Source organism: Vreelandella neptunia, assembly GCF_034479615.1.
Lineage (GTDB): Bacteria > Pseudomonadota > Gammaproteobacteria > Pseudomonadales > Halomonadaceae > Vreelandella > Vreelandella neptunia.
This window is the reverse complement of record NZ_CP140255.1, coordinates 143,218-165,171: the sequence shown is the minus strand read 5'-3', so window position 1 is coordinate 165,171 and position 21,954 is coordinate 143,218. Positions and strand designations below refer to the sequence as shown.

26 protein-coding genes and 1 riboswitch are annotated in these 21,954 nt (G+C 56.8%); of the genes, 18 read left to right on the top strand and 8 right to left on the bottom strand.

Features of this window, described 5'->3' with window-relative positions; genetic code table 11:
• The first annotated feature begins 278 nt into the window (after positions 1–278).
• The 4 genes from SR894_RS00870 to SR894_RS00855 all read left to right on the top strand — a co-directional run bounded on the left by SR894_RS00870 (position 279) and on the right by SR894_RS00855 (position 2,062).
• A complete protein-coding gene (locus tag SR894_RS00870; RefSeq protein WP_133731668.1) occupies positions 279–410 on the top strand; it encodes an entericidin A/B family lipoprotein in 132 nt (43 codons plus the stop codon).
• A gap of 5 nt (positions 411–415) precedes the next feature.
• Entirely contained in the window at positions 416–943 is a 528-nt protein-coding gene (locus tag SR894_RS00865; protein ID WP_133731669.1) for a YqiA/YcfP family alpha/beta fold hydrolase, read from the top strand.
• Positions 944–1,032: 89 nt separating this feature from the next.
• Positions 1,033–1,206: a DUF6435 family protein gene (locus SR894_RS00860; protein WP_007111925.1), complete on the top strand. Its 174-nt coding sequence runs from the start codon at positions 1,033–1,035 to the stop codon at positions 1,204–1,206.
• Complete coding sequence (locus SR894_RS00855; RefSeq protein ID WP_133731670.1) at positions 1,190–2,062, top strand: ChaN family lipoprotein; 873 nt, start codon at positions 1,190–1,192, stop codon at positions 2,060–2,062. The genes SR894_RS00860 and SR894_RS00855 overlap by 17 nt, the downstream gene beginning before the upstream one ends.
• Before the next feature lies 1 nt (position 2,063).
• Here the strand turns inward: SR894_RS00855 and ntrC are convergent, their stop codons facing one another.
• The 4 genes from ntrC to glnA all read right to left on the bottom strand — a co-directional run bounded on the left by ntrC (position 2,064) and on the right by glnA (position 6,905).
• The gene (gene ntrC, locus SR894_RS00850; protein WP_133731671.1) at positions 2,064–3,491 is read right to left on the bottom strand and encodes a nitrogen regulation protein NR(I); all 1,428 of its coding nucleotides are present in this window, start codon (positions 3,489–3,491) and stop codon (positions 2,064–2,066) included.
• Entirely contained in the window at positions 3,488–4,546 is a 1,059-nt protein-coding gene (gene glnL / locus SR894_RS00845) for a nitrogen regulation protein NR(II) (RefSeq protein ID WP_133731672.1), read from the bottom strand. The genes ntrC and glnL overlap by 4 nt, the downstream gene beginning before the upstream one ends.
• A gap of 275 nt (positions 4,547–4,821) precedes the next feature.
• A complete protein-coding gene (locus SR894_RS00840) occupies positions 4,822–5,376 on the bottom strand; it encodes a DUF4124 domain-containing protein (RefSeq protein WP_133731673.1) in 555 nt (184 codons plus the stop codon).
• 122 nt (positions 5,377–5,498) lie between these two features.
• A complete protein-coding gene (glnA, locus tag SR894_RS00835) occupies positions 5,499–6,905 on the bottom strand; it encodes a glutamate--ammonia ligase (protein ID WP_133731674.1) in 1,407 nt (468 codons plus the stop codon).
• Between the two features lie 533 nt (positions 6,906–7,438).
• On the opposite strand from glnA, the gene SR894_RS00830 reads away from it, so the two are divergent.
• Entirely contained in the window at positions 7,439–8,062 is a 624-nt protein-coding gene (locus tag SR894_RS00830; protein ID WP_133731675.1) for a hypothetical protein, read from the top strand.
• Between the two features lie 62 nt (positions 8,063–8,124).
• Here the strand turns inward: SR894_RS00830 and SR894_RS00825 are convergent, their stop codons facing one another.
• Complete coding sequence (locus SR894_RS00825) at positions 8,125–9,153, bottom strand: acyltransferase family protein (protein WP_133731676.1); 1,029 nt, start codon at positions 9,151–9,153, stop codon at positions 8,125–8,127.
• Between the two features lie 152 nt (positions 9,154–9,305).
• Here SR894_RS00825 and SR894_RS00820 point away from each other — a divergent pair, with 152 nt between their 5' ends.
• The 7 genes from SR894_RS00820 (at position 9,306) to SR894_RS00790 (ending at position 14,726) form a co-directional block, all read left to right on the top strand.
• Positions 9,306–10,265, top strand: coding sequence for an alpha/beta hydrolase (locus SR894_RS00820; protein ID WP_133731677.1), 960 nt, complete (start codon positions 9,306–9,308; stop codon positions 10,263–10,265).
• A 73-nt stretch (positions 10,266–10,338) separates the two neighbouring features.
• Complete coding sequence (locus SR894_RS00815) at positions 10,339–10,644, top strand: hypothetical protein (RefSeq protein ID WP_133731678.1); 306 nt, start codon at positions 10,339–10,341, stop codon at positions 10,642–10,644.
• A gap of 320 nt (positions 10,645–10,964) precedes the next feature.
• Positions 10,965–11,636, top strand: a complete 672-nt coding sequence (locus SR894_RS00810; protein ID WP_223288616.1) for a hypothetical protein — start codon at positions 10,965–10,967, stop codon at positions 11,634–11,636.
• Positions 11,637–11,817: 181 nt separating this feature from the next.
• A complete protein-coding gene (locus tag SR894_RS00805) occupies positions 11,818–11,967 on the top strand; it encodes a hypothetical protein (RefSeq protein ID WP_166650368.1) in 150 nt (49 codons plus the stop codon).
• Complete coding sequence (locus tag SR894_RS00800) at positions 11,964–12,698, top strand: metal ABC transporter ATP-binding protein (protein WP_133731680.1); 735 nt, start codon at positions 11,964–11,966, stop codon at positions 12,696–12,698. The genes SR894_RS00805 and SR894_RS00800 overlap by 4 nt, the downstream gene beginning before the upstream one ends.
• The gene (locus SR894_RS00795) at positions 12,682–13,572 is read left to right on the top strand and encodes a metal ABC transporter permease (protein WP_133731681.1); all 891 of its coding nucleotides are present in this window, start codon (positions 12,682–12,684) and stop codon (positions 13,570–13,572) included. The genes SR894_RS00800 and SR894_RS00795 overlap by 17 nt, the downstream gene beginning before the upstream one ends.
• 35 nt (positions 13,573–13,607) lie before the next feature.
• The gene (locus SR894_RS00790; RefSeq protein WP_223288617.1) at positions 13,608–14,726 is read left to right on the top strand and encodes a metal ABC transporter solute-binding protein, Zn/Mn family; all 1,119 of its coding nucleotides are present in this window, start codon (positions 13,608–13,610) and stop codon (positions 14,724–14,726) included.
• A gap of 22 nt (positions 14,727–14,748) precedes the next feature.
• Here the strand turns inward: SR894_RS00790 and SR894_RS00785 are convergent, their stop codons facing one another.
• Positions 14,749–15,624, bottom strand: coding sequence for a LysR family transcriptional regulator (locus tag SR894_RS00785; protein ID WP_133731683.1), 876 nt, complete (start codon positions 15,622–15,624; stop codon positions 14,749–14,751).
• Between the two features lie 149 nt (positions 15,625–15,773).
• On the opposite strand from SR894_RS00785, the gene ampC reads away from it, so the two are divergent.
• Complete coding sequence (gene ampC, locus SR894_RS00780; RefSeq protein WP_133731684.1) at positions 15,774–16,946, top strand: class C beta-lactamase; 1,173 nt, start codon at positions 15,774–15,776, stop codon at positions 16,944–16,946.
• A 191-nt stretch (positions 16,947–17,137) separates the two neighbouring features.
• A complete protein-coding gene (locus SR894_RS00775; protein WP_133731685.1) occupies positions 17,138–17,803 on the top strand; it encodes a cupin domain-containing protein in 666 nt (221 codons plus the stop codon).
• Here SR894_RS00775 and SR894_RS00770 read toward each other — a convergent pair.
• Together SR894_RS00770 and gloA are read right to left on the bottom strand one after the other, a co-directional pair.
• Positions 17,800–18,168: a DUF6164 family protein gene (locus SR894_RS00770; RefSeq protein ID WP_133731686.1), complete on the bottom strand. Its 369-nt coding sequence runs from the start codon at positions 18,166–18,168 to the stop codon at positions 17,800–17,802. The two genes, SR894_RS00775 and SR894_RS00770, sit on opposite strands and share 4 nt — an antisense overlap.
• A gap of 9 nt (positions 18,169–18,177) precedes the next feature.
• Positions 18,178–18,714 carry a lactoylglutathione lyase gene (gene gloA / locus SR894_RS00765; RefSeq protein WP_133731687.1) on the bottom strand — a complete coding sequence of 179 codons (537 nt, stop codon included), beginning with the start codon at positions 18,712–18,714 and terminating at the stop codon, positions 18,178–18,180.
• Positions 18,715–18,958: 244 nt separating this feature from the next.
• On the opposite strand from gloA, the gene SR894_RS00760 reads away from it, so the two are divergent.
• The 4 genes from SR894_RS00760 (at position 18,959) to SR894_RS00745 (ending at position 21,951) form a co-directional block, all read left to right on the top strand.
• A complete protein-coding gene (locus SR894_RS00760) occupies positions 18,959–19,303 on the top strand; it encodes a hypothetical protein (RefSeq protein WP_071695015.1) in 345 nt (114 codons plus the stop codon).
• A 177-nt stretch (positions 19,304–19,480) separates the two neighbouring features.
• A riboswitch (TPP riboswitch) is annotated at positions 19,481–19,579 on the top strand.
• Positions 19,580–19,602: 23 nt separating this feature from the next.
• Entirely contained in the window at positions 19,603–20,412 is an 810-nt protein-coding gene (gene thiM / locus SR894_RS00755; RefSeq protein ID WP_133731688.1) for a hydroxyethylthiazole kinase, read from the top strand.
• Positions 20,402–21,034, top strand: coding sequence for a thiamine phosphate synthase (gene thiE, locus SR894_RS00750; protein WP_133731689.1), 633 nt, complete (start codon positions 20,402–20,404; stop codon positions 21,032–21,034). The genes thiM and thiE overlap by 11 nt, the downstream gene beginning before the upstream one ends.
• Complete coding sequence (locus SR894_RS00745) at positions 21,031–21,951, top strand: LysR family transcriptional regulator (RefSeq protein WP_133731690.1); 921 nt, start codon at positions 21,031–21,033, stop codon at positions 21,949–21,951. The genes thiE and SR894_RS00745 overlap by 4 nt, the downstream gene beginning before the upstream one ends.
• The last annotated feature ends 3 nt before the right edge of the window (positions 21,952–21,954 follow it).

Sequence of the window (21,954 nt, the reverse complement as noted above, 5' to 3'; positions counted from 1 at the left end):
AAAATATAACTTTAAAAAACAATTGCTTATAAAACAAAAAGCATGCCAAAAATCACTCACGAACGGTCATTTTGATGTATAGAACTGACACATGCGACATAAGTACAGACCTTAGGGGCACACTTTCACGCCCAGCTAGGTAGAAAACCGTGGCAAAACGTCCACGCAGGGATTATTTTTGCTGACTAATCATTTGGTTTTACACCTCACTCAGGCCAGGCTTCAAAGGCCACCTCTTTACCCCATCTGATTTACCCCATATGTTCAAGGAGATCGATATGAAACGCCCAGTTGCCCTAGGCATACTCATAATCACTACACTGCTGCTGGTCAGCGGCTGTAATACCATTCGTGGTGCGGGTGAAGACCTTCAACAGGGTGGCGAAGCTATCCAGCGCGCAGCGAGCTAAACGTTATGATGATTGTTTATCTGTCCCATGGCCTTGAGAGCGGGCCGGGCGCACTGAAAACCCAGGCGCTGAAAGGGGTCGCTGAAAAGCTGGATGACTGTGAGCCCGTTGTTATGGATTACCGGGGCATGGCAGAGCCACAGCAGCGCCTCGAATACTTGCTGCGAGTCTTGGTCGAGCGCGGAGACGACCCAGCTCAGTGTGTGCTGGCAGGCTCAAGCTTAGGGGGCTGGTTAAGCGCGGCAGTTAGCGCTCAACGGCCGGTATTGGGCTGCTTTCTGTTGGCACCCGCGCTGGGGCTTGCCGACTACCCAGAAACGTCGCTGATGATACAAGCGCGGCACACACATATTATTCACGGCTGGCAGGATGACGTGATTGCCCCTGAACCGGTGATCGAACGTGCCCGCCTGCAGCGTCTATCGCTGCGGATGGTAGATGACGATCATCGCCTGCACGCCAGCCTGGAGACTATTTTGCTCGATTTTGAGCGTTTTTTACGCCAGTGCAGTGCGCCCGCACAGAACCATTAGCAAGCCTAGCTAAAACAAACATTCGACACGAGCACCCTAAACCTATACAAATGGTGTACACCATTACGTAGATAGTGAGGAGATTGCTCATGTTAGGAATGTTTAAGCGCGACCCCAAAAAGAAGCTTCAGCAAGAGTATGAACGCAAACTACAAGCTGCCATGGAGGCTTCACGCAATGGCGATATGCGTGCCAATGCCACGCTTACCGAAGAAGCAGAAGCATTACTTGCCGAGATCAGACGCATTGAAGCGACACAATAACCGCAATAGACAACACTTTGGACTACTCGCGGCTTTAGCGCTGGCTAGCCTGCTGCCCAATGTAGCTCTGGCGGTTTGTCCAAGCCCAGGGCAGTGGTGGCAGGAAGGGCAGCCATTCACCAGTAGTGAGCTGCTGCAGACGGCGGCCCAGCAACAAGTGGTATTACTGGGTGAACAGCACGATGAGAGAGCCCACCATCGCTGGCAACTGCACACCCTAGCGGGACTGCATGCCCTCCGCGATGATCTAGTAATTGGCTTGGAGATGCTGCCGCGCAGCGCTCAGCCGGCTCTTGATGCCTGGGTCGCCGATGAGTTGGATAGTGCCACCATGCTTGAGCAAACGCAGTGGGATGAGGCGTGGGGGTTTGATTCAGCGCTGTATATGCCGATTTTAGAGTTTGCCCGGATGGCAAAAATTCCGTTGGTCGCGCTCAACATTACCCCGGATCTGCGCCAGCGCCTGGTCAATGATGGCTGGGAGCACGTGCCCGCGGATGAACGCCATGCGGTCCCGTCGCCATTCCCCGCCAGCGCCAGTTACCGCTCAAGGCTCACCGAAGTATTTAATCAGCACGCCATGGGCGATGACCCCGAATCGCTTGAGCGTTTTATTCAAGCGCAGCTCACCTGGGATATCGCCATGGCCCAGCGCCTGACAGAAGCCACGCAGGGCGGCGCCCTGGTGGTGGGCTTAATGGGGCTAGGCCATGTGAGCTATAACGAAGGCGTTGCCTATCAGCTCAATGCCCTGGGCGTTAGCAACACCGTGAGCCTGCTGCCCTGGCAAATGAGCGACTGCACCCTGCCCGACCCCACCCTAGCCGATGCGGTGTATATACTCGCTGACGAATAGATTACTCATCAGCGAGTGCCGGTAATAGTGTTTTCAGTTTACGCGTGAGCGTATTGCGCCCCCAGCCCAGCAGCTCAGCGGCTTCACCTTTACGCCCGCCGGTATGTTTTAGCGCTGTCTCAATCAGGATCCGCTCAAAATCGGGCACCGCTTCTTCCAGCAGATGAGTATGGCCTTCAGCCAGGGCATGATCCGCCCAGTCGCGAAACGCCGTGCGCCAATCGCCGTGGGCGCTGCTTTCCGAAGCACTGGGTGAACGCAGCTCCGGCGGAAGATCTTCAACCAGAATTTCACGCCCTGACGCCATTACAGTGAGCCAACGGCAGATATTTTCTAACTGGCGCACGTTGCCGGGCCACGGCAAACGCGTTAAGTGGGCTTCCGCTTCGCTGGTCAGCACCTTGATATCCGTGGTCAGCTCTTTCGCCGCTTCGGCTAAAAAGTGCCGCGTTAAGCGCGGAATGTCTTCACGGCGCTCGGCAAGCTTGGGCAGATGGATACGGATCACGTTCAAGCGGTGAAACAAATCCTCCCGGAAGCGGCCGTCGTCCACCAGCACCTCAAGGTTTTGGTGGGTGGCAGCAATAATGCGTACATCCACTTTGACCGGGGTATGCCCACCAACGCGATAAAACTCGCCATCGGCCAGCACGCGCAGTAGCCGCGTTTGAGTTTCAGCGGGCATATCGCCTATTTCGTCCAAAAACAGCGTGCCGCCGTTAGCCTGCTCAAAACGCCCCTGGCGCTGCTGGGCCGCACCGGTAAACGCGCCCTTCTCGTGACCAAACAGCTCAGACTCGATCAAGTCGCGAGGAATCGCCGCCATGTTGAGAGCAATAAACGGCTTGCCCGCTCGCGGACTGTGCTGATGAAGCGCCTGGGCAACGCGCTCTTTACCGGTACCCGATTCCCCGTTAATCAACACCGTGATGTGGGAGTGAGAAAGACGGCCAATGGCGCGAAACACCTCCTGCATGGCGGGCGCTTCACCGATAATTTCGGCGTTTAAACCTTCCGGCACGGCGACTGGACGCTGGCGCTCCCGAGCGTGGGCCACGGCGCGGCGCACCAGCGCCAGGGCCTCGTCAACATCAAACGGCTTGGGCAGGTATTCAAACGCCCCGCCCTGATACGAGGCTACGGCGCTGTCCAGGTCGGAGTGCGCGGTCATCACGATCACCGGCAAGTCAGGATGCGCTTCGCGTACCCGGGACATAAGATCCAGCCCATCGATGCCCGGCATACGAATATCGGTGACCAGCACGTCGGGTGGGTTTTCCAACAAACGCGTCAGGGCAACGTCGGCGCGCTCGATACACTCAACGTCAAGGTCGGGTTGCGCCAAGGCGCGCTCCAACACCCAGCGGATAGCGCGGTCATCATCGACAATGACCACCCGCGCAACATCATTACGTGCAGCCTCAGTCATGACGCTTCTCCGGTGTAATTAATAACCATGGGAATCAGTAAACGAAATTCGGTGTGTCCAGGGCGTGAGTCGCATTCGATCAATCCTTGATGCTGATGCAAAATCGATTGGGCGATAGAAAGCCCAAGGCCACTGCCTTCCGCGCGTCCCGACACCATTGGGTAAAACAGCGTTTCCTGCAGCGCTATCGGAACCCCAGGGCCGTTATCGATGACCGCGACTTCACTCACCAGCCGGTGGCGTTCAGCACCAAGGGTAAACTGGCGACGGGCTCGGGTGCGCAGTATTAAGCAAGGTTCCGGCGTTTGCGCATCACTCATGGCCTGCACCGCATTACGGGCCACGTTGAGCACTGCCTGAATCATTTGCGACTCATCGCCGGAAAGGTCGGGCAAGCTGGGGTCGTAGTCACGGCTGATGGTCACACAAGGGTGTTCGGCAATCAGCAGCGCCCGCACTCGCTCCAGCACTTTATGAATATTGACCGGCTCGTGTTTAAGCATCCGGTTAGGTCCGAGCATGGAGTCGACCAGATCGCGCAGCCGATCCACCTCCTCCACAATAATATGGGTATATTCGCGCAGCGCCGGGTCGTCTAGATCCCGCTCTAATAGCTGCGCCGCCCCGCGAATGCCACCTAACGGATTTTTGACTTCATGGGCGAGCCCGCGGGCCAGCACCTTGATGGTCTCCTGGCGAGTGGTCAACGCCTCTTCCCGAGAGATCTGCATCAGCCGATCCCGCGGCTCCACTTCCAGCAGCAGCTCATCGTCGGATAACGGCGTCACCGTGTAGTCAACCGTTAGCGGTTCACTATTCAACGGGGTAATGCGCGCTTCACGCTGGGTATAGGGGTGAAACGCATCCCGCGCCTTGGCCAATACATCGTCAATGCTTTCATCCCCGCCGAGTAGCGTGTCCAGGCTAATGCCGTGAACACGGCTAAGGCTGACCGCTAGCAACGCTTCAGCGGCAGGGTTCATCCAGCGCACACGCAATTCGCCGTCTAGCAGCAATACCGCCGTGGTGAGATGTTCAAGCAAACGCTGATGCATGGTGGTGTCCTGAAAAATCGCGTCTTCCATCGCCGATACAGACCTACAGGTGGATGATCAATGAGGGAGCTGCAAAAAGCGCGCCAACTATGCATTGATGCCCATTTGCACGGCTTGCGGGCATCGCAACGGAAGCGGGTGGATCGTTTTAGCGCACTTGTCGTGCCAAACGCCCCTGGCAATGCACCACTTTAGTGCATGCAGGTTTTGGAAAGAAATATATAGGCCTGTTTTTTCTGGTAGCGCTTTTCTAATCGCGTTGATGAAGGCGTTTTTTAAGGAACCGTAATCGTCACCGCTGCCGTGCGGTGCTGCAAACGCTGGCTGCTATCCAGCAGCTCTGCCTGGAGCTCGTATCGCCCCGTGGTTAGGCCCGTTAACCAGAAGACATCACTGTGCAGCGCTGTCTGGCTAATCTCGCCATTCACCAACAGCCGCACCTGATGGTCGTCGCGCAACGGTGGCGCAACAGTCACCTCCACCGCGGTCATTCCTTCTTCCACCTGTGCGCCTTGCTGGGGCAGAGCGATCGAAAAATGGTCGTAGGGCATAAAGGGCTGCCCCGGTTTACCGCGTGGCCGTACAGCGGCGGGTGAGGCTGCACTTGGATTGGGGTTGGTGAGAGCAGCGCTTAACGCAGGCGGCAGGCTGGGCAACGGCGCTAATTCCAACGCCTCGCCACCGCTACCTGGGTTATCGGTAAAGGTAACGTTGCCGTGCTGATCGGTCACCCGATAAACCGTCTGCCCGAACGCCGAGCTAACCACTACTCCCACGCCTAAGAGAGCTACCAGCACACTGCTTATCGCTACTGTATTGATTTTGCTCATAGCTCTCCTTGCCACGCTTCTAAGCCCCTAATAACAAAAAACCCCGCCGTAGCGGGGTTCTCTTAGCAATCATTGTTACCACCGCCTGGCTGATAGTAACAGCCAGGGGCGAGTAACGCTGATTAACAGCTGTAGTACATATCAAACTCGATGGGGTGAGTGGTCATACGAATACGCTCCACTTCTTCCATCTTGAGTTCGATGTAGGCATCGATCATTTCGTCAGTAAACACGCCGCCTTCGGTCAAGAACGCACGGTCAGCGTCGAGGGCTTCCAGTGCTTGATCCAGGCTGTGCGCCACAGTCGGTACTGACTTGCCTTCTTCTGGCGGCAGGTCGTACAGGTTTTTGTCCATGGCATCGCCAGGGTGGATCTTGTTCTTGATACCGTCGATACCCGCCATCAACATGGCAGAGAACGCCAGGTAGGGGTTGGCAGTCGGATCAGGGAAGCGCGCTTCAACACGCTTGCCTTTCGGGCTAGCGGTGTAAGGAATACGGATTGAAGCAGAACGGTTACGGGCACTGTAGGCCAGCATGACCGGCGCTTCGAAGCCAGGCACCAGACGCTTGTACGAGTTGGTAGAAGCGTTAGTAAAGGCGTTCAGGGCACGGGCGTGCTTGATGATGCCGCCGATGTAGAAAAGCGCCATTTCAGACAGGCCAGCGTACTCGTCACCGGCGAACTGGTTGTTGCCATCTTTCCAGAACGACTGGTGTACGTGCATGCCCGAACCGTTATCACCGACCAGCGGCTTCGGCATAAAGGTGGCCGTTTTGCCGTAAGCATGCGCCACGTTGTGGATCACGTACTTCATTTCCTGAACTTCGTCAGCTTTCTTCACCAGCGTGTTGAATCTAACGCCGATTTCGTTCTGGCCTGCGTTGGAAACCTCGTGGTGGTGCACCTCGACGGTCTGACCAATCGCTTCCAGGGTGTTACACATTGCACCACGAATATCGTGGAAGCTGTCGACCGGAGGAACCGGGAAGTAGCCGCCTTTAACGCGCGGGCGGTGACCCAGGTTGCCGCCTTCTACTTGACTATCAGTTGCCCAAGCACCTTCCTCGGAAGTGATTTTGTACATGGAACCCTGGATATCAGACTTCCAATGCACTTCGTCAAAGATAAAGAATTCAGGCTCAGGACCGAAGAACGCGGTGTCGCCCAGGCCAGTTGACTGCAGGTAAGCTTCTGCACGCTTAGCGATAGAGCGCGGGTCACGATCATAGCCTTGCATAGTGGCCGGCTCGATGATGTCACAGCGCAGTACCAGCGTGGCATCTTCGGTGAAGGGGTCGAGGTAACCCGTGCCATCTTCCGGACGCAGAATCATGTCGGATTCGTTAATGCCCTTCCAACCTTCAATAGAAGAGCCATCGAACATTTGGCCATTTTCGAAGAATTCTTCATTCACATCTCGCGCAGGCACGGTCACGTGCTGCTCTTTACCGCGAGTGTCGGTGAAACGCAGGTCTACCCATTTAACATCGTGTTCTTCAATTAGCGCGAGAGTCTTGGCTGACATAGTGTCCTCCGGTATGAGCGTGGCTTAAAGCTAACGACAGTAAGCTACCGATAAAAGTGTTGTTCGACAAAATACGTGCTTAACCGCACGTTTGTCATTCTTGTTCGCTCAACGTTTGTCTGACATTGATTCACAAATCGCTCAGCGAGCATTTCAGACCGGCTATCGTTTTAGCACGCCGTAAGGCATATGCCTACGGCCCGCTAGCCGCTTGCAAATACAATGCAGAGAGCATGCCAACACTGCACCAATATGGCATGAAAAAACAACAACTATTTGTTTTATAAACATTAAAAAATGGACTCCAATGCTACTTGATGACGCATACCGGCGAAACAGAGCTTTCACAGTCGTGTAAAAACCCCATAACGCACCAAAATAGAACAAAAATAGTTTCTCGCGCTCACTTATGGTGCATAGAGAATACTGGGCTCTCATTTTTAGCTCGCAAGCTTTTTTACTTGCTACCCAAATAAACCGGATACTACAATAAATTACAATTTGATAGGTTTGCTCACAATCGGAGTCGGCAAATGGGATCGGTCTGCTTTATCGTTGATGCCATGGTGACGGGTGAGATGTTGCCACGCCACTTAAAATCCATACGTAAATCCGGTGTTGCCGACCACTTGCTGCCCATTTTGGTGACGGCCACTCAAGCCCAAGAGCGCCTGAGTGCTATTGAGCAGCGTTACCACACTCACTCGCTGATTACGCCAGCGCGGCCTCTGGGAGCTCGCCTCAATAAAGCCGCGTCTTCCAGCCAAGCGGAGTGGCTCATCATCGCGCTGCAGAAAAAACCGCTGCCAGCCGACCTATGGGGTGCGCTTTATCCCCAGCTCAACACCTACACCCTTGACGCCTTGATTATCGGCCTTCCCCAGCCATCGCTGCCGGAGCGTATCCTGCGGCGCTTGATGGCCAGCGCCTTGATATTCCCGCCCTACATTGCCGTTAGGCGCGCCTGGCTTGAACGCTTGGGTGGGTTTGACCCTGAGCTGGACGATGACAGCGCGATAGACGATTTTCTGCAGCGTTTACACACCTGCCCCACTCGTTTGAAAACCTACAGCGGACACCTACTGAGCCAAGCGGAGGAGCCAGCCCCCTCCGTGCAGCCTAACGCATCCGATGCGGCTTTCACGACACCGCCCTGATACGCTTTCTGCCGCTCTCCTCTAACATTTTTTACTGGCTACTCCTTACTGACCTACCCTTGCTAACTTACCTTCAACCGCTTGCCGAACAGCATCGCACCGAGCGTGGTGGTATTGGCCAGTTTATTCAGCCCCACTGAACCAACGACACCAACCACCATAAGCAATAGCGCATATATGCCAACGGGTAACGATAACGGCTCGACCACCAGATCGGTGAGCACAAAGAACATGGGGTGAGCCAAGTAAATACCGAACGAATAGGCATTGACGTGACGCACCCACAAAGGCGCAGGCCGCCCGGCCAAGTAACGCATAGCGCAGAGCGTAAACAACACAAAGAACGGGATTACCCATACCTCTTTGGAAGAGAACGCTAGCCAGCCAGCAAAGGTGGCGGCGACAATCAGCACCACTAACAGCCCCAGCCATAGCGGGCGGGCCATTTGCTGCATCCAGGTAGGCTGCTCTAGTAACAAGCCTTCAGGGGCTAACGGGTAATAGCGCACCAACACCAGCGCCAGGAAAAACACGTAGATCCACCCCAGCGGGGCAATCCACAGCAGATAGCCGGGCAGGTCAACGTCAAACCAGTAAGCCAGACCCCAATACGCCATGCTGATCACACAAGCGCCCCACAGCCAAGGCACCGGGTTTAAACGCCATAGCTGCCAACGGGTAAACAGCCAATAAGCCACGTAAAACTGCATGGCAATGATCAAAAAATAGCCATGCCAGCCCGCGTAGACATAATACTCAATGGCGTTGGTTAACAATCCCACCGGCTCATCTGATGTCTGCAGCCTCGCCCATTCTGCCGTCGAATAAATAAAACCATACACAAAGTACGGCACCATCACATACTGCACGCGCTGGGCAAGAAAGCCTTCCGGCACGGCTTTGTCGTAGCGAACGGCAAACACAAAGACAGCAATAAACAGGAAAATTGGCGTACCCAAGACCAGCGGTATGCGCATCAAATCGGTAGCAACGTTATCAAGGCGTTGATTGACATGATCCAGTAAGTGAAACAAAAAAACGGCTATACAGCCGTAAGCACGCAACCAATAGATCTCTTCTATTTTCCGCACTGGGCCTCCCGCCGCTACCTACTCCTACCCTGGCATTTTGGATGGCGATGATGAATGGCTTTGCTAACTGGCTGTCTTCTTTGGCTATGCTGAACAATAAAAGCCTTCGCGCTGTCCGACCTTTTTGAACAGTTTTAATTCCCGGAGGAAAAGTGTTCACCCTCAAGCCACCCGTTCTTTCCTACCGCTTTAACGCCCTAATGACGGCATTGATTGGCTGGCTAACGTTCAGTGGCCATAGTTTGGCCAGCGAGGTTGAGCACCATCAGTTTTTCTCGCCCACGCTAGGTTACGACTACCCCTATAGTATTTATTTACCCGACAATTATGACGACCAAGCGACAGACGCGTACCCGGTCGTTTATATGTTGCACGGCTCCTTTGGTACTGACCGCGACTGGGTTTCTCGCGGCAATTTGCAACAGGTGGCGGATAGGTTAATTCGCGCCGGGCATATTCCTCCGACAGTTTTCATTATGCCCGGCAGCCGCAGCTGGTGGGTGGATGGCCACAATGAACCTGCCCGAAGCGCGTTTTTTAACGACCTAATGCCCCACGTGGAAGCGACCTACCGAGTGGGACAAGAGCGCCACCTGCGTGGCGTGGCGGGCCTCTCTGCCGGTGGCTACGGCGCGCTCAATTTTGCTCTGGAGCGGCCTGAACTGTTTGCCGCGGTAGCCGCGTTAAGCCCCGCCAGCTATGCCCCCCTGCCGCCGCGAAACTCCACCGCCTGGCGCCACCCCTCATTTATCAATGACCAGGGCCAATTTGATCGCGAGCTGTGGCAAAACCTCAACTACACCAGCTACCTGGAAGAGTATCGCCTGCGCGTAACCCCCCGCGGCACCGAGGAAGAAGGCGATCTTTCCCCCGTGCCGCTGTATATCAGCGCTGGGCGAAGCGACGTTTATGACGCTGAATTTCACGCCCGCATCCTGCGCCAAGCCATGGAACGCATCCAACCCAACGATGTGCGCCTCGACCTCTACCCCGGCGGCCACACTTGGCGCGTATGGCGGGCCAGCCTTCCAGCTGCGCTAAACTTTCTCTTTCAGTACGTAGGGCAGGAAAACAGCTCAGAGATGGAAATGAATATGGCGGTCGACGAATAGCACACACAACCCCGTTAAGGCACTACACTGAAGCAACACTCATCACGCCACTCACTAGACAAGGAAGACAGCGATGCATCAGCATATCGAATGGGATGAACCCGGCAACGCCAGTGTTATGCAGTACTTTAAGAAACACCCGGATCAAAGCAGCCAACCCGACCCAGGCGACGTTATTTCCGCCCGCTACCAAGGCGCCATGGTGCGCATCAAAGTAGAAGCCTACCGAGAAGATGACGCGGTCAGCATTGGCGAAGTCGCCGCCATCATCGACACCGACGGCAGCCGCCACCAAAGCCACAACAAACTGGAAGTCGGCCACATCGTCCGGGTACCTGACGACAAACGCGCCCTAGAATCACCGCCGCAAGAAGATTAAAGCCCTAGCATTGAACTGCACCCCAAAAGTTGGACATTCATCCAATGATTGGGGTGTTTTTCGTGGCGAAATACAATGAAGCGTTCAAGCTACTTTAGCGCTGCGTCAGCCTCAGGCGCAGCAGTGCCAAGGGCACACTTAAATCTAGCTTCAAAACTGCCTGGCAGGCAGCGAACTGCGGATGAAGAGACTCGAACTCCCACACTTTGCTGAGCCGCCTATTTTAAGGGTTATGCACACTTCGACACCCTGCCCCCTCGTCTCATTTGATTTGCGTGCTACGCTTAGCGCTACTGCACCCCTTATATAGGCGCTTCATCATGCATGTTTTTCGTCTTTTTGCCGCGTTGGTTACCACCTTGGTGATCGCCCTGCCTGTCTCTTCACACGCCCAGGCTCAAACCAACGGGCAGTGGAGTGAGTACGATGATGTGTTTGAGGACGGTGCACGCCACGCCAATATTTGGCAGTGGGGTTGGACGGGTATTTACGCCACCAGCCTGGCGGTGAACGCTTACCAGTCCAGCGAGGCGAGCGATCCGGATGACCGCTTTGATGCGCGGGTGGGCGTGGTGAAATCCGCCCTGGCCGTGGGCGGCGTGCTGACCGACCGCCAGCCGCACCCCGCGGCCCTGGCCGAGTATCAGCGCTTGAAAGCCAGCGGTGATTTAAGCGGCGTGCAGTCGTTGGGTTTACAGCTTGCCCAAGCGGAGCGTGAGCGCCGCGGCTGGGGCGCCCGTGTGAGTTCTCTAGTGGTCAATGGCGTGGCGGGCGCGGTGATTGCCGCCGATGGCCGGGAAAGCGATGGTGCGATCAACTTTGCCACCGGCATGCTGGTCAACGAACTGCAAATTTGGACACAGCCGAATCAGGCGTCTTCCGCGATTAATCGCTTCCAGCCCGCTAATCTATCGCTTGGGCCAATAACGATCCCCGGCGAGTACGCGCTGCATGTGGCGCCCCAGCAAGTTGGCGCCACCTGGCGTTACTAGGCTTTTACGCAACGGCCTGCACCACTCCTCTTTTTTTAATACTCCTCTATAGCGCTGGCGGCGGTTCTCCCCCAGCGCTTTATCGTTGCCAGCACGGCGTGAACGAGTAAAATAACCAGCAATTTTTTAGCTTTGCTAAACGTTATGTTATAACCTATTTGATATTATACGAGGCCGCTTGATGAGTGAGCATACGCACCGCCACAACAAGGAGGGCCCATGCCACTTCTCCTTGATGTCGCTATCGGCTGTTAAACGGCTGCTATTTGTTGCCGTGCCGCTACTAGCACTGTGGGGTTTGGTGGTTTGGGCTGGCGGGTGGTTAGGATGAGCCAGCGCTCTTTATCACGTTTACAACTGCACAATCTGCACTTGGCCCAGGCGCGCCGCACGGTGCTGGAGCACCTTGAGGGCGACTTTAAGCCGGGGGCGATTACCGCGCTGATCGGCGCTAACGGCGCCGGCAAAAGCACGCTTATTCAGGCCATTATGGGCGAACTTCGGCCTATTAGCGGGGAAGTCGTCTGCACCGTGGCCAAAGAGCGTCGGGCGTGGTTGCCCCAACAGTTGGCGTTAGACCTGACCTTCCCCATGAGCGTGGAAGAGTTGGTGATGACCGGCAGCTGGCCCAGCCACGGGGCGTTAACCGGCTACTGTGCGGGGCACTACCGCAAGGGCCGCGAAATCATGGCGCGGCTGGGCATTTCGCACTTGGCCCACCGCCCGCTGGGTGAGCTTTCCGGCGGCCAGCGCCAGCGCGCGTTGATCGGCCGTACGTTAATGCAGGAAGCCGAACTGCTTCTGCTGGATGAGCCTTTTGCCAACGTGGATAGCGAAACCGTGGATATTTTGATCCGCATCCTGCGCCAGATGGCAGATGACGGTGCGACGATTATTGTCGTGCTCCACGATATGGATCACCTGCGCCGCCTGGCCGATGAAGTGCTGATGCTAAACGGCGGCCATGGCCGCTGGGTCGCACCCAGTGCGCTGACCCATCAACACGCACCCGCTCAGGTAGTGCCGTTTACCATGGGAGGACGCCATGCTGGATCTGCTTAATGTGTGGTTTGTCAGCCCGTTCGATTACGGCTTTATGCGCCGTGCTGTGGTGGGTGGTTTAGCGCTTTCGTTGGCCGCGCCGCCGCTGGGAGTATTTTTGGTGCTGCGCGGCATGAGCCTGATCGGCGACGCCATGGCCCACGCGATTCTGCCCGGCGTCGCGCTGGGGTTCCTGCTGGCAGGGTTTTCGCTGCCGATTATGAGTATTGGCGGGGTGCTGTTTGGGTTAATGGTGGCGCTGCTGGCGGGGGCGGTCTCGAAAATGGGTGGCCAGCGCGAAGATGCCGCCATGGCGAGCTTTTTTATTATCTCGCTGGCCGCAGGCGTGATGCTGATTTCACTGGGCGGCAGCAGCGTTGACCTTACCCATGTACTGTTCGGCTCGATTCTGGCGATCAACTCTACCGCGCTGCTACTGATCGCGGGCATTAGCACGCTGATTGTGTTGATTCTGGCGGTGGTGTTTCGCGCCCTGGTAGTGGAGTGCTTGGATCCGCTGTTTTTGCGTGGCCAAAGCCGCCGCAGCGGTTGGGTACACAGCGTGTTTTTGGGGCTGCTGGTGCTGAACCTAACCGCAGGCTTTCAAACCCTGGGCACGCTGATGGCGGTAGGCTTAATGATGCTGCCCGCCACCTCGGCGCGCTTTTGGAGCAAACGCCTGGAGGGCTTAATCGGCATCGCGATTGTACTGGCCATGGTGGCGAGCACCGGCGGCCTGCTGCTCTCTTTTCATCTGGATATCCCGTCAGGCCCGAGCATTATTCTGCTGGCCGGGTTTGGTTATCTTTTTTCGGCCCTGTTTGGTCGCTACCACAGCTTGGCAGCCAAGCTGCGGCGTAAAACAACGCCGCTGGAAGTGGAGCAAGGGGCTTAATTATCAGTCTTCATGCTTATCGTAAGGAGTGTTGTATGTCGCTTGCCTATTTATCATCTCGGTCGTCGCGCTGGTTAGTGGGTGTTTCCGCTATGCTGGCGCTGCCTGCTGCCATGGCTAATGAGCGCGTTCAGGTGGTCACCAGTTTCTCTATTCTCGCGGATATGGTGGAAAACGTGGGCGGCGAGCATGTTGAGGTGACCTCCCTGGTGGCTGCCGATGGCGATGCCCACGTTTACTCCCCCAGCCCTGGCGATGCCCGTTCCCTGGCCAATGCTGATTTAGTGGTTTTCAACGGCCTGCTGTTTGAAGGCTGGATGGAGCGCTTAATTAGCGCCAGCGACTACTCGGGTGCGTTGGTGACCGCGACCGACGGTATCGAGCCGCTGGCTTTCGCCGGCCATGACGAGCATGGGCATGACGAGCACGAACATGGCCACGACGATCACGACGATCACGACGATCACGGGCATGATGATCACGACTCTGGCCACGAAGAGCATGCGGATCATGATCATGGTGATGAGGATCCCCACGCCTGGCAGGATATGCACCAAGCCGAGGTGTATATCGCCAATATCCGCGATGGCTTAATCGCCGCCGATGCCGATAACGCCGATGCCTACCGCGCCAATGCGGAACAGTACTTACAGGAAATGGCCGAGGTCGACGCTGAGATTCGCGCGCTGATTGATGAAATTCCGGCCTCCACCAGTGTGATTACCGGCCACGACTCCTTTGGCTACTTCTCAAGTGCCTATGGGGTAACCTTTCTCTCGCCGGTAGGGCTTTCCACGGAAGCCGACCCCAGTGGCGCCAGCATGGCGGCACTAGTGGATGTGATTGAGCAGGAGAACGTGAAGGCGCTGTTCCACGAGAATATGACCAATCAGTCGATCATCACCCAGCTAGCCGAAGAGACCGGCCTGCCCATTGCGGGCACGCTTTACGCTGATGCGCTGGCAGCAGAGGGTGAAGCCAGTACCTACCTGGGTATGATGCGCCACAATGCGCAGGTGCTGCACGATGCGCTAGCTCAGCCGGGTCATGACGATCACGGTCATTCTAACGACCACGACCACGACCACGATCACGATCACGATCACGATCACGATCACGATCACGATCACGACGATCATGGTCATAGCCACTAGCCGTTAACGTCAATAGCGCTGCTCAGGCATTGATGGCCGTGAGCAGCCACTCCCGGAAGGACGCCATGGCGTGGGTTTCCGGGCGTGCCTGCAGGCGAGTCAGCCAGTAACCTCCAAGGCTAACAGCGGTGTCGAAAGGCTGCACCAGCGCGCCGCTGTTCAGCTGGCGGGGGAACATCAGCGGAGGTGCCAGCGCCACGCCTGCTCCTTGTAGGGCTGCTTCCACCATGGCGATGGAAGAGTCAAACACAATGCTGTTGGTCATCGGAAAGCTGCGTGGTAACCCTGCCGCCAATAGCCACTCTGTCCACTCGTCGGCGCGATAAGAGCGCAGCCAGGTCTCGCCTAATACATCGGCAGGTGTTTTAAGCCGCGCAGCAATATCGGGTATGCACATTACCGAGAGTGACGCCGGTAGCAGCGGCTGCGCCGCGGTACCGTGCCAGGCCCCCGTGCCAAAGCGGATCGCAAAATCCAGCCCTTCGCCAGCAATATCTGCACGATTATTATGGGTGGAGAGTCGTAAATCGACGTAGGGGTACTGGCGCTGAAAATCTCCCAGCCTCGGCAGCAGCCAACCCACGGCAAATGTCCCCACAACGCCGACGTTCAATACTTCCCGATAGCTGCTCTCGCCCACCCGTTCCAGCGTGTGGGCGATTTGGTCGAATGAACTCTTCAATACCGGCAGCAGCAGCTCACCCTCCTGGGTAAGCATTAGCCCCCTCGGCAAACGTTTGAAAAGGGGTACCTTCAACAGCGTTTCGAGCAGCTTTACCTGGTGGCTGACCGCCGCTTGGGTAACGTGAAGCTCTTCTGCCGCGCGGGTAAAGCTTAAATGCCTGGCCGACGCCTCAAACGCGCGCAGCGCCTTCAACGGCAGGTAGGGACGCACCACCTTGACCCCCAAATTTTTCTAATGGCTTATGCAAAATATCGCTGTTTGTGAATTGCCGCAGCGGGCCGTAAGTTAACCCCTGTCACGTGCTTTGCGTCTGGAAATAACTCTCCATCCTCTCTCGGCATTATTCACAACAGGATTTTGGTATGCGTAAGATGTTAGCAGCAAACTGCGGCCTTATCATGACAGGTTCGCTTCTACTCAACGGTTCTGCTTGGGCCACCGGCACGCCTGAAAGCGCCGACATTGAGGCGCTGGTGAACGATACTATCGCGCCTTTGATGGCCGAGCATCGTATTCCAGGCATGGCGGTCGCGCTTAGCATTAATGGCCAGCAGCACTACTTTAATTATGGTCTCGCCAATCAAGAGGCGGGGATTCCGGTCACCGATCAGACGCTGTTCGAACTCGGCTCTATCAGCAAGATTTTCACGGCTGCACTCGCTGGCTATGCCCAGGCTACCGGCGCACTCTCGCTTTCCGACCCGGCCAGTCGCTACCTGCCGGAACTCAAAGACAGCGCCTTCGATGAGATCACGCTGCTGGAATTGGGCACCTACACGGCGGGCGAGCTGCCACTGCAGTTTCCCGACGCAGTACAAAGTGAAGAGGCGATGATCGACTACTACCGCCAGTGGCAGCCTGAATCCACCCCTGGCAGCCACCGGCTCTACTCCAACCCAAGCCTGGGCCTGTTCGGTTATCTTGCCGCACAAAGCCTTGGTCAGCCCTTCGAGATGGCTATGGAGGAGGTGCTGTTCGCACCGCTAGGGCTTGAGCATAGCTACTTTCAGGTGCCGGAGGCGCAGCAGGCGAACTATGCCTATGGTTACTCTAAAGAGGATGAGCCCATCCGGGTGAACCCAGGCATGCTGGATGCCCAGGCCTACGGATTGAAATCGACTGCCGCGGACGTGCTCACGCTGGTGGAAGCCAATATGAGTGGTGCTGAGCTTAATGAGCCACTAAGCCAAGCCTTGGCCGCTACGCGCACGGGTTACTTTGAGATCGGCAATATGACCCAAGGCCTGGGCTGGGAAAGCTATGCCTACCCGGTGGCGCTCGATCAGTTGCTGGCAGGCAACTCGCTTGAGATGATTTTGCAGCCCAACCCTGTCAACCGCTTAACCCCACCGCTAGCCCCCAGGCAGGAAGCGCTCTATAACAAGACGGGCGCTACCAACGGCTTTGGTGACTACGTGGCCTTTGTACCCAGCGAGCAAATCGGCATTGTGCTGTTGGCTAACCGCAACTACCCCAATCAGGCGCGCATCGAAGCGGCACACCATATTCTTTCTGCGCTGACTGAAGCGCCTTAAGCAAGCAGCCAGACAACCCGATGCCACCTTCGTGAACTGCGCCCCAATCGTTGGACATCCATCCAACGATTGGGGTGTTTTTTATGGCGATATAACGGAGATCAAACAACCGAAAGTTGCATTTTTTGCTGTCGATAAGGAGACTAGCAACCTCCCCCGTCACTTACCTTCACTGCGAAGAGCCCTTTCCCATGCGTCTAAACGCCGATTTTAGCCACTTTGCCTGTGTTACCCCGGAAGAGTATCAGTGGGTCGACTCCCCCAGCGCGGGGGTAGAGCGCATGATGTTTGACCGGATTGGTGATGAAGTTGCTCGCGCTACTAGCCTTGTGCGCTATGCCCCCAATACGCAGTTTGAGCGGCATACCCACGGCGGCGGCGAAGAAATTCTGGTTCTGGAAGGCGTGTTTGCCGATGAGCATGGGCGCTATGCGGCGGGCAGCTACCTGAGAAACCCCATTGGCACCGGCCATACCCCGCAGATTGGCGAGGAAGGCGCGCTGATCTTTGTCAAACTGCACCAGTTTGACCCCAACGACACGCTACAGCTGGCGGTGCCTGCTCACCGGCTGCCCTGGCAGCCAGACCGACGCCCGCGCATTGCCTATAAAATGCTGCACACCTACAAGCAGGAGCGCACCAGCCTGGAGCGCTGGTCGGCGAGCACCTCCATTACCTACCCTACGCTGCGGGGTGGACTGGAGTTTTTGATACTGGAAGGTACGCTAAGCGATAGCGAACAGAGTTACACCGCAGGCACCTGGTGTCGCTACCCCAGCGGCGCGGCACCGGCACTCACCGCCGGTGATGATGGCGTTATGATGTACCTCAAACGCGGCCACCTGCCCGCAGCTTAGGCGCGCGATAGGCCCAGGAATGGCAGTAGCGTAAGGGCGGCAATAAGCCCCACGGCTAGCAGCACTAGCACGACCTGCAGCGGATGAGCGGCCAAGCGACGCCACAGCGTCTCGGCGTCACCCCGCTCAACCGCCTCCTGGTGCTCGCGCTGGGCGCGCTCAAGACGCTCTGCCTGATAGGCCTCTAACGCCGCGATGGCTGCGTCGTGCTGATGCGGGTTGCGCAGCCAAATAGCATCGACCCCCAGGCGGAAAAAGCCCGCCTGGGTTTCGTAGGTATCAAAGCCATGGGCGGCCAGCAGGTCACGCACCTCCATGGCCTCTTCATCGGTCACATGGCGCAATCGGAACAGTAGTTCAGCCATTGGCGTGCCTCAAGAGTCGCTCTTACCCACCATCAGGTCTGCTTGAATTACTTCGATCCAGTAGCCGTCCGGGTCTTTAACGAAGATAACATCTTTCATCTTGCCCTGATCGGCGCGCTTGACGAAGGTAACGTCGTGCTCGTCGAACCACGCCTGGGCCGCTGCCAAATCCGGCACGTTGAAGCATATATGCCCAAAGCCTTGGGGCTCGGCATTGCCATCGTGATAGGCGAAATCTTCTTGGTTTTCGGTTCCCCAGTTGTGGGTCAGCTCCAACAGCCCTTTCTGGCTAAACGTCCAGGCGGTACGCGCTTGCGCCTCTTCCGGCACGCTGTCGCTGGGCTCAAGGTTGGCTAGGAAGTAGAGCGAGAATTGCATCTCTTCGAAATCCAGCCGTCGCATCACCTGCATACCAAACACCTTGGAGTAGAACGCCAGTGCCTGCTCAGGATCTTTTACCCGCAGCATGGTGTGATTTAAACGAAACCCTTGGGTCTGAGGTGGCGCGGGCACAACGCCGGGATGCTGCTCGCCTTGAAAACTCATTTCACTCTCCTCTCGCTAATACTGTTCATTGACTCTATTGAGCCTCACATACCGCTTACCATGGGGGCTTTATTGCCATAATGCTAGTCCTTACAGGCACGTAGGCAGTGTCGTATCGGGGCACCGATAAGCGCGCTGGCAATACTAAACAAAAACCCTACACTTATTATTCATAAGCTTTACAAAAGTAGTCCCCGCAACATGCGTGATGCCCCACCTTTGAGGCGTCTACCAGGAGCTTTCCATGAGTGCGATTGATATGACGCTGGGAGACCAGCTGACCCTGAAACAGCTTGCCAATGCGCTTCACAACGGTTTTTCGCCGATTGTTGAAGTCGAGTCGATGGATGGAATTTACAAAGTGCGCTTTCACCACGCTAACGGCGTGTCTGACCTGAGTGACAACAAAGGCCACGTCAGTACTTTTCTGGGCACCGGTGAAATCCGCGACACTCTGGGCCAACTGGGCCTGACCCACGGCGTGCTGACTTTCGCCGACCAGTGCGGTGACGAGATGATTGGGGTAGAGGGTAAAGCGATGACACCTGATGAAATGCTTACCTACGGTACACGTATTTCGTTTCGTTAGATTCGACTTATCCGATACAGGAGCGAGGGAAGGTTGAAGCGAGGGTCTTTCGACCAGGGATGGCGAAAGTAGCGCCCAAGGACGGGTTAACAGCGCCCTCGCGTAAACCTTCGCTCGATAAAGAGATGTGCGATGGCGCAGGAGGGCTTTACAGGGCTACTTCAGGCAAGGATAGTAATCCCTCGACAGGGGCGCCCTCCGTTACGGGTGGGCTGAGAAGCACCCTTTGAACCTGAACCGGATAACACCGGCGTAGGGAGTCGTGGTAACGCTTACCACCTCCCTGCCGGGAGGATGCTATGACCCTACGCTCGCTTGGCGATTACCTTGAGACGCTGCGCTCAGTCACCCCGCTGGTTCACTGTATGACCAACTATGTGGCCATGAACAGCACTGCCAACCTGCTGTTAGCCACCGGCGCCTCGCCCGCCATGCTGCATGCGCCTGAAGAGGTGGCGGAGTTCACGGCTATTTCCGCGGGGCTGTCGATTAATATCGGCACGATCTCTGCCCACTGGGCCGATGCGATGCTGACCGCCACAGCGACCGCCCAGCAACATGATATTCCCTGGGTATTAGATCCCGTCGCCGTTGGCGCCACGCGCTATCGCCAAACGCTGTGCGCGAAGCTGCTGGCCGCTAAACCCAGCGTGATTCGCGGCAATGCGTCTGAAATTCTTGCCCTTAATGGCTTAGCCAGCCAAGGCCGCGGCGTGGATTCCACCGCCGCCACCGACCAAGCCGTGGACGCCGCGGTAGCATTAGCGCAAAAACACGGCTGTATTGTTGCGATGACCGGCGAAAGTGATTGGGTAACGGACGGCGCACGGCACTACCGTATTAACGGTGGCCACCCTTTAATGCCCCGCGTAACAACCCTTGGCTGTGGGCTGAGCGCGCTAGTGGCAGGCTTTGTGGCTGCCAACCGCGACGCCCCACTGGGCGCAACGGCAGCCGCGCTGGGCTGCTTTGCCGTCGCGGGTGAGCGGGCGGGTGCTAACGCCCAGGGGCCTGGTAGCTTTCAAGTGGCGCTGCTGGATGCGCTGTATCAACTCACCCCTGATGACCTCACTACTCATGCCCAGCTGGAGGCAATTCATGCCGCTTGATCTATCGCTCTATTTGGTCACCGATGCCGCGCTCTGCCGAGACCACGGCTTGGAACAAACGGTCGAGGCAGCGGTAAAAGGCGGTGTCACCATCGTGCAGTTGCGTGACAAGCATGCCAGCGATGAACAGATGATTGCCCAAGCCAAACGGCTAAAAGCACTTCTGGCGGGCACCGGTGTCCCGCTGATCATTAACGACCGCTTGCAGGTGGCACTGGAAAGCCAGGCCGATGGCCTGCATGTCGGCCAGAGCGACGCCGCCGTTCAGGAAGCGCGCCGTTTGTTAGGAGAACAGGCAATTATCGGCCTGTCGATCAATACCATCACTCAGCTGCAAGCCACGCCGTTTGAGCTGCTTGATTATGTGGGGATTGGCCCGGTGTTTGCCACCGAGAGCAAACAGGATCACGCCCAGCCCATCGGCTTTGGTGGCTTGGCTGCGCTGGTCAAGGCGTGCCCACTGCCCAGCGTGGCCATTGGCGGACTGAAAGCGGATCATGCGATTAGCGTACAGCGGGCAGGAGCAAACGGTTTAGCCGTAATATCGGCTATTTGTGGTCAGCCCGATCCTTACCAGGCAGCGCGCGCTTTTCAGGTTTTCCAAGCCGCTTCGGCGTCATGAATCAGTTAGAGCATATCGCCGCTTTTGTGCGGGTAGCCGAGCTGGGTAGCTATACCCGCGCTGCTGAAGCGCTGGATATTTCCCGCACTCGCGTATCCCGCCAGGTCATGGCACTGGAAGAGGCATTGGGTGCGCGACTGATACAACGCACCACGCGACGGCTCCATCTCACTGAGGCTGGGGAACGCTATCTAGTCCGAGCCCAAGGGATCCTGCAAGCGCTTGATGAGGCAGCCGCCGAGGTGGGTCAAGGAACCAGCGATGTGCGCGGGCGGCTGCGCGTGAATGGGCCGATGAGCTTTGGTACCCGCTACCTAGCGCCACTCGTCGCGCAATTTATGCACACTCACCCAGCGCTGGAAGTGCGCCTGGATTTGAACGACCGCCGTGTCGACCTGCTGGAAGAGGGTTACGACATAGCGATCCGTATCGGCAGCCTGCCTGACTCCAGCCTAGTGGCGCGCCGCCTGACCCGTTGCCGCCTGCTGTTCTGTGCCTCGCCGGCGTATCTTGCCGCTCACGGTGAACCCAGCAGCGTTGAAGCCCTTGCCGAGCACCGCTGCTTGCGCTATCGAAGTGGCCAACAGAGCGCTGACTGGAAGATTGCCACGCAGTCATTGACGGTCAATGGCCCACTGGAAAGCAATAACGGCGATGTACTCACCCACGCCGCGGAAGCGGGCCTGGGCATCGCTCAGCAGCCCAGTTTTCTGGTCACAGAGAGTATCGCCAACGGGCGTTTAGTGCCCATCTTGACCAGTGAGCCAGCGGTGCTGCTCGATGTTCATGCGCTCTACCCCGCCCGGCGCTACCTGCCCGCCAAGGTTGAACACTTCATCGACCTGCTCACCGAAGCGTGGGGCGACCCGCCGGTTTGGGAGCAGCACATTGGATTGTCGCCCATTACGCAACAGTGATGT